7 protein-coding genes are annotated in these 12,662 nt (G+C 40.7%); all 7 read right to left on the bottom strand.

Features of this window, described 5'->3' with window-relative positions:
• Window positions 1–25 precede the first annotated feature (25 nt).
• The 7 genes from ezrA to HMPREF8578_RS07905 all read right to left on the bottom strand — a co-directional run bounded on the left by ezrA (window position 26) and on the right by HMPREF8578_RS07905 (window position 12,657).
• Entirely contained in the window at window positions 26–1,753 is a 1,728-nt protein-coding gene (gene ezrA, locus HMPREF8578_RS07935; RefSeq protein ID WP_000064803.1) for a septation ring formation regulator EzrA, read from the bottom strand.
• Window positions 1,754–1,833: 80 nt separating this feature from the next.
• Window positions 1,834–3,780 (bottom strand): DNA topoisomerase (ATP-hydrolyzing) subunit B, encoded by a 1,947-nt coding sequence (gene gyrB / locus HMPREF8578_RS07930; RefSeq protein WP_000134076.1) that lies wholly within the window; start codon window positions 3,778–3,780, stop codon window positions 1,834–1,836.
• 13 nt (window positions 3,781–3,793) lie between these two features.
• Entirely contained in the window at window positions 3,794–4,357 is a 564-nt protein-coding gene (locus tag HMPREF8578_RS07925) for an HAD-IA family hydrolase (protein WP_025168831.1), read from the bottom strand.
• A 460-nt stretch (window positions 4,358–4,817) separates the two neighbouring features.
• Window positions 4,818–9,545, bottom strand: a complete 4,728-nt coding sequence (locus HMPREF8578_RS07920) for a glycoside hydrolase family 70 protein (protein WP_000970249.1) — start codon at window positions 9,543–9,545, stop codon at window positions 4,818–4,820.
• Between the two features lie 86 nt (window positions 9,546–9,631).
• Window positions 9,632–10,495: a helix-turn-helix domain-containing protein gene (locus tag HMPREF8578_RS07915; protein ID WP_000894364.1), complete on the bottom strand. Its 864-nt coding sequence runs from the start codon at window positions 10,493–10,495 to the stop codon at window positions 9,632–9,634.
• 373 nt (window positions 10,496–10,868) lie between these two features.
• Window positions 10,869–11,423, bottom strand: a complete 555-nt coding sequence (locus HMPREF8578_RS07910) for a DJ-1 family glyoxalase III (RefSeq protein ID WP_001140924.1) — start codon at window positions 11,421–11,423, stop codon at window positions 10,869–10,871.
• Between the two features lie 10 nt (window positions 11,424–11,433).
• Entirely contained in the window at window positions 11,434–12,657 is a 1,224-nt protein-coding gene (locus HMPREF8578_RS07905; RefSeq protein WP_000830419.1) for an FtsW/RodA/SpoVE family cell cycle protein, read from the bottom strand.
• Window positions 12,658–12,662 lie beyond the last annotated feature (5 nt).

Raw genomic sequence — 12,662 nt, 5'->3', positions numbered from 1 at the left:
TTAGAAATCTTCTAAGCTTCTATTTTTAAAAACGAATCGCTTCACGTGTTTTCTCATATGAAGTTACAAAACGGTTTGTAACCCCTGGTTCAGCAACTTCCAAGGCTTGTGAAATTTTTTCAAACGACGCTTGGTAGTCAAACTCTTTTTCAAAAATTTCAAGCGCTTCGTTGAAGGCCTCTTGGATACGCTCATCAAATGAACGGTAACGGTTTGAGTATTGCAAGAGTTGCTCTGTCAAGGTTGCATATTGAACTATATCATAGGTTTCTGTTTCAAGTGCTTCCATATCATTTGTTGCGACTTCAAGAATTCGTTTAACCGATTCAATATTCACTTGCGGTTGTTCTAACTCTGCCATCAAATCTTCTGTGTTATGACTTGCAGTAAAGAAAAGTTTCAAGAAACTTTGAGGAATACCTGGCAAGTTTCTCTTCTCCATGTAACGTTTGATAGTGTGCAAACGGTTCACATAGACATTTGCTTTTTGGCGAGCATTGAGGTCGTCTTTTTCAATTTGCGCAAGTCGTTCGCTAACAGAGATTTGCTCATCCTCAATATCCTTGAGGTTGCTTTGAAGCATTTCCAACTGTTCTTCAAGAGCAGAGTAGGCTTGTGTTGACTCACCTTGATCCTCTGTCACTTCCATGATTGCTGTATCAAGTGCAGCCAATTCTGCTTGAAGACGACGAACATGATTTCCATCGCTTTCAGGAAGAAGGTAGGTTTTAGTCAAGCGTTCAAGATCTTGAACAAGCACCTGATTATTTTCTTTCAAGTGGTTAAGATAAGTTGGTAATGTAGCAAGAAGACTTTCAACTACTTTTTGAGCTGCAATTTCACGAGTGAAGATATCATAAAGTGCGTTGATTTCTTCTTGGATGCGATTATTTTCATAATCTGCATTGTCCAATTCCAACTGACGAATATTTTCTTGATTATTTTTCAAAGACTCATGCAAAAGTTGGAAACGAGACTCGATATCTGTTTCTGTAAAGTGGTAGTTGGCATCCAACAGCTTGCGATAGCCTTCTTCCAAATCTGCCAATTGTTCTGGCAGTTCCTTTGTCAAGGTTTCAACAAGAGCTGGAATTCGCTCAACGATGTGTGTCAAAGCGAGAATATGATTTTCAGTTGAATCAAGAATTGCTGCGGCTTCAACCGGGTCACCTGATGAATTTAGGGTAACAAATTGAGAGAATTCAGATTGGATGTTTTCCAATTGTTTCTCAATCTCAGGAAGGGCCTTCCCATATTTCTCCGAGTCTTCTGCAACGGTATGTTGAAGGGATTCAAACAAGTCCAAGGCATGAAGGACACGGCCACTATTCTTAGATTCTTGCTTTTCAAGTTCAGAAAGGGCATTGCGAATAGCTGCAATATCTTCTTCAATCAAGCCGATTTGGCTCTCAATTTGATCAATCTTGTGAGCAGCTTTGAAAAAACGGAAAGAATTGTTGTAGCTTTCAGCTTCAAAGAGGTGATTTTCAATATCAGCAAATGAGTTCAGAGATAAATCAACCCATTTTTGGTTCCATTCACGGAAGGTCACCTGGCTTTGACCAATCAAGTGCATGTTTTTAACGGCTTCAACCTCATCATTTACAGGAAGGTTGTAGAGTTCTTCTTTTCTTTCTTCAAGGGCCGTTAATCTGCTTACATTACGCTTACGTAAAAAGATGGCTGTTACATAAGCTAAGATCAGAATGACTGCAATCGCAACCATTAGATAAATTAGTTGTCCATTAGACATATCAAACTCCTTTTATACTAGAAACAATCGTAATGATTATATCATATTTTTTAAACCAAGGGAACTATTTCCCACATTTTTTAGACGTCAAGTGTACTGTAAACAGCGTTTTCTTCGATAAATTCGCGACGAGGTTCTACTCGATCCCCCATCAACATATCAAAGATTTTATCTGCTTCGGCAGCATCATCTACCGAAACACGCGCCATCAAGCGATGTTCAGGATCCATGGTTGTTTCCCATAATTGGTGGTCATCCATTTCTCCCAAACCTTTATAACGTTGGATGGTTGGTTTTGAGCGCCCTTCACTATGACGTGCTAAGGCTTCTTGGAGTTTAATTTCTTGATCTGCACCAGGTTGAATGTATTCTTTGAACTCACTTCCCACTTTAACCCCATAAATCGGTGGTTGGGCAATATAGACATAACCAGCCTCTAAGATTGGTTTCATGTAGCGGTAAATCAAGGTTAGCAGGAGAGTTCGAATGTGGGCTCCATCAACATCGGCATCGGTCATCAAAACGAGTTTTTGGTAACGAGCCTTAGTGACATCAAATTCTGCACCAAATCCTGTTCCCATGGCTGTGAAAAGACTTCGAATTTCTTCGTTGGCAAGGATTTTATCCATGCTAGCTTTTTCAACGTTCAAGATCTTACCACGAATTGGAAGGATAGCCTGGAACTCACGGTTACGACCAGATTTGGCTGATCCACCAGCTGAGTCTCCTTCGACGATGAAGAGTTCGGTTTCAGCTGGGTTGTTCGAAGAACAGTCTGCTAGTTTTCCAGGAAGATTGGAAATTTCCAAACCAGATTTCTTGCGTGTGACTTCACGCGCACGCTTGGCAGCTACACGAGCCTTGGCAGCCAAGATCCCTTTTTCCACGATACGCTTGGCGATCTGTGGATTTTCCATAAGGAAATCAGAGAAGGCATCGCTGAAGAGGCGATTGGTAATCTTGACTACTTCACTATTCCCCAGTTTGGTCTTGGTTTGTCCTTCAAACTGCGGATTTGGATGCTTAACTGAGATAACTGCTGTCAAACCTTCACGGACATCTTCTCCTGTTAGGTTATCTTCATTGTCTTTTAGTAGCTTATTCTTGCGGGCATAATCATTGATAACACGCGTCAGAGCTGTACGGAAACCTTGCTCATGTGTTCCACCTTCATGGGTGTGAATGTTATTGGCGAAACTCATAACGTTTTCGTGGTAACCGGTTGTGTACTGCATGGCTACTTCAACTGTGATATCATCCATCTCACCGTCTGTGTAGATTGGTGTATCAAAGATCACATCCTTGTTCTCGTTGATATATTCAACGTAGCTAGCAATCCCACCCTCATAGTGGTAATGTTTAGTCTGTTCGAGACCTTCACGCCTATCTGTGATGGAGATTCGAAGGCCTCGATTCAAAAAGGCTAGTTCTTGAATACGTTTGTTTAATTTTTCAAAGTCAAAAGTTGTTGTTTCTGTAAAAATCTCTGGATCTGGTGTGAAGTGAACTGTTGTTCCCGTTTTATCCGTATCTCCAACCACCTCAAGATCAGCAACAACATGACCACGACGGTATTCTTGGTAATGAATCTTACCATTTTTGTGGACATGAACATCTAGTTGCGTTGAAAGAGCGTTTACTACTGATGAACCTACACCGTGCAATCCACCTGAAACCTTGTAACCGCCACCGCCGAATTTTCCTCCAGCGTGAAGAACTGTAAAGACGGTCTCAACAGCGGGACGTCCTGTCTTTTCCTGAATATCAACAGGAATTCCACGCCCATCATCCACTACGGTGATGGAGTTATCTGGCTCTATAAAGACTTGGATGTGACTGGCAAATCCAGCTAGGGCTTCGTCAATTGAGTTATCAACGATTTCCCATACTAGATGGTGAAGACCTTCTTTTGAAGTCGATCCAATATACATACCTGGACGCATACGAACAGCTTCAAGTCCCTCCAAAACTTGAATTTGACTGGCATCATAATCCTGTGCCTGTTGATTTTTGATTTCTTCTGTCATTTTTTCCCTTTTCTTACATGTCTATTGCTTGTCTCAATGTCGCAACGTTATTAAAAAGATAGGCATCTAAGCCAGCAGCTTTACCTGCTTCTACATCTATATTTCTGTCACCAATGACCAAACCAGATGTAATATGATATTTATCACGTAAATAAATCATGGACTCAGGATCTGGTTTTCGTTTAAAGCCAGAACTGGCAGTCACCACCTCGGTGAAGTAGTTCGCTATCTGGGTCTTAGCAAGAAGTTCTAGAACTTGGTCATTTCGATGAGAAACCAAGAAATGGCGACCACCCTTGTCCGAAACGTCTTTGAGTAATTCTGGAATTCCCTCAAACAAAACTGGATGTTCTAGCTCACGCGCTTCATTTTCTTTATAGTTCTCTAAAAAATCCTCGATATCTGGTGCAAACTTCTCGATGGCAAAAGCTGTCGAAACCTTCAAAGCTTCGTAGACTCGGTCGTGTTCTTGCTCTATTCCGTATTGGGCTAAGGTTTCTACAAAGGCTGCAGTAGAAGTCTCATAATTATCCAATAGGGTACCACCTAAATCCCATATATAGTCGTGATATTTCATACCCTTCATTATACCATTTTTTTATGAAAAAAGCGATGATTTCCTAGATTTTTCGGCTCTATAATTTATATAGAGAGTAAAACACTATTGCATCTATGGAGCCTTTTTGTGAAGAATAGCTCCTCTATAAATAATCAAGCAAAATCTTTCTTATCTCAAATGTACAAATTAAAGAATAGAAACTACTAACAACCGCGTCATTGTTCACAAACGAAACGCTTTTGGATTTCCAAACTTTAAAAATAGAATCCTCATTGCTTTGAATACCACAATAGAGTGCAGAAAAAGATTATTCCAATATGGAATCCCTTGTTAATTCATTACAGTTCCCAATGATTCCTTCTTTCTTTTCAATTGTCATTTATTCTCCAAACAGGCAAAAAACGATAACATCCTTTTAAGGTGTTATCGTTTTTGTATATCATCAGATAAAGTTTGATTTTTGTTGAGCTAAATTCGATTAGTTTCTTCCGAAGTTTTGACCTCTACCATCGCGGTCAAAATACATCCAACTTCCATCTTCAAGTTGAATCCATTTGCTTCGAGCCATATCTCCTGAATTGGCATCGAAATATCGACTAACTCCATTCACATCAACAACTTTTCCTTTGACTTGCTTGCCATCTTGCGTGAAATAGAGAGTCTGTTGACCAACCTGCTGCAAGCCTGTCACTGCTTTTCCAGCTTGATCAAAATAGTACCACTCATTTGGCGAACCTTCGACAAACTTGTTGGTTGCCATCTCTCCTGAGTTAGCATCAAAGTAACGGATACTCTTATCTGAAAGTGTCACGATTTTACCCTTGACTTGCTTGCCATCTTGGTCAAAGTAAAGTGTTTGTTTGCCAATTTTTTGAAGGCCTGTCACTGCTTTACCAGTTTGGTCAAAGTAATACCATTCGTTCTTGGCACCTTCTGCAAACTTGCCGACTGCCATTTCTCCTGAGTTGGCATCAAAGTAACGGATGGATTTATCAGCCAAAGTTACTACTTTACCCTTGACTTGCTTACCATCTTGGTCAAAGTAAAGTGTTTGTTGACCAATCTTTTGAAGACCTGTCACTGCTTTACCAGTTTGGTCAAAGTAATACCATTCGCTCTTGGCACCTTCTGCAAACTTGCCGACTGCCATTTCTCCTGAGTTGGCATCAAAGTAACGGATACTCTTATCTGAAAGTGTCACGATTTTACCCTTGACTTGCTTGCCATCTTGGTCAAAGTAAAGTGTTTGTTGACCAATCTTTTGAAGACCCGTCACAGCAACTCCATCTGCTCCGAAATAGTACCAATCACTTGGGTTATCACCCTGAGCAAAACGATTAATAACAGCATTTCCTGAATCCTTGTCAAAGTAACGAAGTTTGCCATCCTTAGCACTCACAATCTTGCCCTTAACCTGATAGCCGTTTTCATCAAAGAATTGCTGTCCATCTCCTATCTTGACAAGACCTCGAGCCATAACACCCTTGGCATCAAAGTAACGCCAGTTTTCACCATCAGTAGTGTAGTAACGGTTGAAAACTTGGGCACCAGTTTGATCATAGTAGTACTGATTACCATTTTCATCTTCACGGATAGAATCACGAAGTTGAATACCATTCTTCAAGAAATAAACGTGCTTGCCATCGATTTCATGAGAACCTGTTACAAGATAACCTCGTTTATCGAAGTAATACCAATTTCCATTTTCATCTTGGATAAAGGAATTTTTAGCTTGATAACCACTAGTTGAATAGAACTTAGTACCATTGGCATCACTAACAAATCCTGTGTAAGCATTCTTATTAACTAATTGCTTAGGCAATACTATCTCGCCATTTTTGTTAGTGAGGTAGTCGTTGCTAGCCCAGTCTTTAAGAACATAGTAAGCACCACGACCTAAGATATTGGTACCATTGAAGTACTTAGCCGACCACTTGGTAATCTTCTCATCTGTTGTCATCTTTTGACCATTGGAAATCTGTACTCGTTCAAAGATCTCTGGATATTTAGCTTTAAGCTCATCCAAGTAGGCTCCACCGTACTTACCTTGGAAATCAGTCCCATTGGTCTTACTATTAGCTACATAGAGTTTTTCCTTGATTTCTGAACCTTCACGGTAGGTTCCATAGTTATTGACACGTGTTGCTGTTACTACTTCCTTGCCTGGTAGGTTATAGATTTGGTCTGGTACCCAGTCCGCGATGGCTTGGATATTGACACTGTGAAGCGCACGAAGAGCATTGAGCAAATCTTTTAAAGATCCATATTTATTGTTCTTGCTCATCGCCATATCGTAGCGGTCTTCAAAGGCATAACCATTCTGAATGATAGAATCTAAGAAAGTACCGTCTTGGCTAGATACATACTGAGGTGGTAGCTCAAATGAAGTTACTCCCCATTCCTTGAAGAGGTTGACATTTTTAGCAATAACTTTATTGGTATATTGGTCATCGCGGGTTGCAAAGTCTTGGAAGTTAGAAAAGCCTTCGTAAATCAACTGAGAATCAAGGGCTGCGCTAGATTCGTAAACTTGACCACTAGCATTTTTCTTCTTGCTTGCTGTTGTACGAGCATCCTGATCTGCCTTAGCGCCAACTGGTACCCAAACAGCCAGATAACCAGAAACCTGTACATTGCTGTAGCCTGCAATATCATTCATATCAAAGGTTAAAATACCATTAGCATCTGTCTTCTTCCAGAGCGATTGCGGCACTTCTTCATCAGTTAGATAACGGGAAATACCATCTTTGGTCGTCAAAAGTACAGGGCGATAGTATTGATTCTTGTGGGCTGCTCCCATATTGACTTGCAGTTTATCCCATACATTTAACTTGAGGTTAGGGTTGTTTGAAGCAATCACAGCCATACCTTGAGTACGAGTTTCTGCTGTTCCTTCATCTGTTGCTTCATTGGCACCAGTACCGTAGCGAACAGAAGTCAAAATACCATTATAAGACCATTTATCAGCCTCACGAGGTACACCCATATAAGTGACTTTCATGTCTTGTCCACCTGCTACATACTTAATACGAGCACGCAACAAGGCATCGATAGCGTCGTGGTAAGGAGATTTTTTCTCCATGTATTGACCATCATCGGTATAGAGGTCACCATAGTAGATCCGAGTGATAGAGTCTTTATTGGAGAGCATGAGAGCGTGAGCAGTTGGGATGTTGAACTGCGTATACTTCTTGTCTGCCTTGCGCATATCTTCGTTGTAGATCTTGAAGGCTTGCTTGAGTTCATCCATGGTAAAGGTCAAACCATCCGTATTTGGATTGATATTTTCCCGGATGATGTCAGCAATAACGGTTTGTACTTCACTGTCATGGGCCCGCACAAAGATATAGTTAGCCATCCGTTCGCCATTTTTCTTTTCAGAAGAACGGTCATTTAGACTATTTGTAATCGTTGGCTCTACTCCGCTACGGATAGATAGATTACGCATGAATGAATAAAGCAAGGACAAGCGTAGCTTGTTGTCAATTGCTAGTTGAGCGCCTTTAGTATCTTTGTTGTAGTCAGGATCGTTATCAGACCAAGCTTCCAAGATAGACAAATGCTTGATGGCTTCTTCTTCACTTTCTCCCACCTTGTAGCGAGACTTGAAGTAGTCAGATGCGATTTGGAGCAAGTCTGCGTTGACATTGTCCACCGCATCGACACGAACTCCATCAAAATTAGCAGTCGGATCATTGGCTACGATGCTTCCAAAGTTCATCATAAAATGCAACCAGTTGAGTTGTTCGGCCTGAACAGCTGGATTAGAGTTGTCAAAGTCGTTAGCGAGCAAGAACTCATAACCACCGTTTGACTTGTCAATGAAGTACTTAGGTTTACCTGTTTGACTAGTAGGGGTACGGTTAAGCAGACGGAATTTAGAGTTAGCATGAGAGCTCTTCTCATTATTGGTATAAAGCAAAGCTCCACCCTGCAAGTGGTCCTTTTTAGTACCAGTTGTTTCAGACTCTGACTTGATATTCCAATTTGGCTGGGTTTTGACAAAGGCACCCATCAGCGTTCTCAACCATTTGGTATCGCCTTCTTTACCAATTTTTTCCTCAATTTTGCGCTGAACCTGCTGAGAAGCACCTGTCAGAAGAGCTTGTTCAACTTTGTTTTCAAAAGCACCTGCTCCCAGACCTTGCTGATTCATATAGTTGAGGTAATTAATTTGAGTACGTTTATCAGGCCACCAAGCCATCAAAAGAGGACGCAAGTCTGTTTCTGTCGAAGCCGTCCATGTTTTTCCATCTTTTAAGATGAACTTTGGACGATACCAGCTATCTGCTGTCAAATAACCGTCTACAGTTTCAATATCCTTGTCAGTCGTACCATAGAAAGCATTCTTTTGGGAGAATTCATTATTAAGACTGCTGGTTCCTTGTTGGAACTGATATTCATTTGAATCAACTAAGGCACCAGTTTCTGCATCAAAATAAAGTATTCTACCATTAAGTTCAACTGCAAAGTTCTTTTTAACTGTACCATCGTCCTGAACATAGTAATTTTTACCATCAATGGTCTTAATATGAGATAGGACATCATCATCATGGTCAGCATTTACAGGTGCAGGTTGAGCCTGATCTGCTACCATTCTTTCAGCTACTGCTCCTTGTTTTTGAGCAGGTTCGGGCAAGCGATCTTTCTTTGCAACCTTTGGATTTGCAACAATCTTGTCTTCAATAGCCGATTTTTCTCGTTTGTCGCCTTCTTGGTCTTGGGCAGTTGTTGGCCTCGCTTGTTTATCCTGGTCTGCTACTTCTGTTTTAGGAGTTTCTGTGATTGCATTAGCAGCTTTAACTTCTTCAGCAACAGCAGCCTTTTCTGTAGATGCTTCTTTCGTATCTGCTGGTTTAGCAGGCTCTTGAGCATTGGTTTGAACTGTTGCTTCTGTATTTTCTGCTGGTTTAGCAGACTTATCACTAGCAGCAGCATCGCCTGTCACCTTGTCTGCAGGGGTTGCTTTTTCTGCTTCTTGCTCAGATGCTATTTTAGCTTGGGCTGGAGTTTGCTGACCCGGACCACTAGTCTGAGCTGTAGCAGGTTCTTGAACTACAACCTGCTTTACATCATCCGCATGGACAACGCCTGGTTCTAGACCAAGTACCTTTGGTGCTACAATAAGGGCCAAGGTCGTCAAAGCAATGGCTACCCAGTTTTTCTTAACTTTATGCATCTTATAATGAATCTTTTTCTCCATCATAAAGCCTCCTTCTGAATTTAGTATAAAGTTATGCCCTTATTCTAGTATATTTTTCAAAATGATCATTTTTTGTTGCACATCTACAACTATGAAAGGCAAATTCTTTCAAACTGTTCTTTAAGCTTTTGGGCAACACCAAAGGAATCTAAAAATTCAAAAAAAGATAGGCATTGCTCGATGTCACTGAGAGCATTAGTATTCCCAACCTTGTAGGCATACAGAGCCCTATGATACTTAATCAGCGTTCGATCATATAGATCTGTTTCAGGAATTTTAGAGTGATCGAGATAATTGAGAAACCTCATAGCAACTAGCAGATGGTTTCCTTCTATACAGACGCTAATGACATTAAGTAGCATCTTGATAATACGGCGGCGATTTTCAGGTAGGTTGTTATAAAACTGGGTACGATTGATCATCTCACTAGCGAAGGTTTCCAACGTTTCCAAGGTCATCAAATCAACACTGTTTGTAAAGAGCCAGAGTTCATAACGCCCCCACTCCTCAACAGAAAAGAGATGATCCGTCAGAAATTCTATATCCTTCTTGCTAATCTGAAAATCTGGGCAACAGGAAGACAAGAGGGCCCTGACAATGATCGTATTGAGTTTATAGTTTTTTTTCTCAGGAAACTGTTCGGTCAATGCTTCTGAGCTTGACAAAATATTTTGGAGCTTGACAACATTGTTTTCCTGATATGCATCAGCTACTTTTTTTGAGAACAGCACATCATCTGAATCAATGTAATTATGGTAAACATACTGAAACTCCTCTAGGGAAACGGCCATATTTTTTAAACAACAATAAAAAGAATCAAGTGTGATTCCATTAACTCCCCGTTCAAAACGGGATAGCTGAGCCACGGAAATATCACCAGCAGCCACCTCTTTCAGGGACATTTTTTTTGATTCTCTAATGACTTTGAATATTTTTCCGAAAGTTTCCAACATATCACTCCCCCAGTTTCGTATATGCAAAAAATTCTTACTAATTTTAATATACTAGTAACACGTTTCAATTATATTACAGAGAAAGTACTTTATATTTCAAATTAATACAAGCAGATTAATTCGCATGATAAAGCATTTTAATATAGCATTTATTGAATATTCTATCTTTTTCAAGAATCTATTGATTTCAGTAGAAATCTGAACTATTCTATCTAACAACTTGAAAACACTAACATTTCTAGAGATAGATTTCCTTCTTATGCTAGACAAAGCTTGATTGATTTATAAAAGTTTGATATAAAATCGCAAGACAATCATATGAAACATTTTTAGACACGGAGTAAATAAAAAAAACGAGAGCCGAACTCTCGTCTTACTGTTGATTTCCAAAGACATCTCGATAGAGCATGCCGTCTCGTAAACTTTCGGCATCTCCTCCCAATTGCTCTACCAACTCATAGGCAAAGGCAAGAGCAGTTGACGGTCCTCGACTAGTCGTTAGATTGCCATCAACAACCACTGTTTGCTTTTGATAAATTCCGTCAGTAATTTGCTCCTTAACTCCGTCATAACAAGTAAAGTGTTTGCCTTTCAAGACACCTGCTTGATGAAGAGCGATTGGGGCTGCACAGATGGCAGCAATTTTCTTTCCTGCTTGATCAAAGGCTTTAATCTGTGAAATGAGCGCTTGATTATCTCGTAGGTGAGCTGAGCCTGGCATGCCACCTGGAAGAACTACTAAGTCATAGTCGGACAAATCACCATCAAAGATACGGTCGGCTTTTACCTGAATGTCATGTGACCCTGTCACCTGCTCTTCAAATCCTACCATATCACAAGAAATGTTTGCTCGACGCAAGACATCGACTACTGTCAAGGCTTCGATTTCTTCAAAACCCTGGGCTAAAATAACTGCTACTTTTGCCATAGTGGCCTCCTTATTTGATTTGTTTTAGGACGACTTTCTTTCGTTTGAATGGAACTTTTCCACTTTTCTCCTCCGCTAGGTTTGTCTGGTAACTCATAGACAAGAGGAGACCGACACCAATGAGGTTACTAATAATTGCGGAGCCCCCTTGAGAAATGAAAGGCAGAGGAATCCCTGTCAAAGGAAGTAAGCCTGTCACGGCACCGATATTTTCAAAGATATGGAAGAGCAACATCATGATAAAACCAGTCGAAATGTAGGTGTAGAACTGGTTATTTGACCTGAGAGTAATCTTCAACATCCGATAGATGAGAAGTAAGTACAGGGCAACGACAAAGACCGAACCAATGAAGCCAAAATCTTCAGCAATCACCGTAAAAATCATATCACTCTCACGTACTGGAATGAGGAGATTGGACACATTGAAACCTTGTCCAAACAAGCCACCACTTCCAATCGCAATTTGTCCCTGCGCCTGTTGGTAAGTCGTTGTTTGCGCGAAGTCAAAGGGATTGAGCCAAGCCAAGATGCGGTTGATCTGGTAAGTTGGCATCCCAATCTGATGCAAGAAGGCACGTCCATCCTTGCTTATAAAGATGGCCATGAAGCCTGCAACAGCAGTCACTCCTGTTGCAAAAACAGGAATGATAATCTTCCACGAAACACCTGAAAGGAGAACCATACCGGAAAAAATAGCTACAAAGACCAAGGCAGTCCCCAGATCACTTTGTAGGGCTAAGAGGATCAAGACTGGTATGGTAAAGGCGATCATCCAACCAATCAATAGGAAATCCAAGGGAATAGTCCGTCGCCATTCCTTGTGTTTTTGAGTGAATCTTACAATGGCTCGAGCCAACATCAAGATATAGGAAATCTTCATGAACTCCGATGGCTGGAAAAGTGTCGTTCCACCAATCGATACCCAGTTCTTGGCACCTGTTGACGCTACAAGATTTGGATTGTAGAAAACAAGAGGTAGGACCATCAAAGCTAGCCCTAGACCATAAAGATAGGGAGTCACCTTCCATAAAAACTCGGTATTAAAGAACATGACCACAAAACCAATGACAAGGCCCAAGGAAATCCAAGCGATTTGCTGACCTAGAATTGGTAATACATTATTTGGATAGTCATGACTAACTGCTATATAAATGGCCACTACTCCAATCACCAGTAAACAAAACACTGGTAGAAGGAGGCTGTAATCGACTCGAGAGTCGAAGGATCGTTTCATATTTT

Origin of the sequence: Streptococcus oralis ATCC 49296, from assembly GCF_000185265.1 — a bacterium.
In the GTDB taxonomy this organism is placed as follows: domain Bacteria; phylum Bacillota; class Bacilli; order Lactobacillales; family Streptococcaceae; genus Streptococcus; species Streptococcus oralis_BC.
This window is presented reverse-complemented; position numbering and strand designations above follow the sequence as displayed.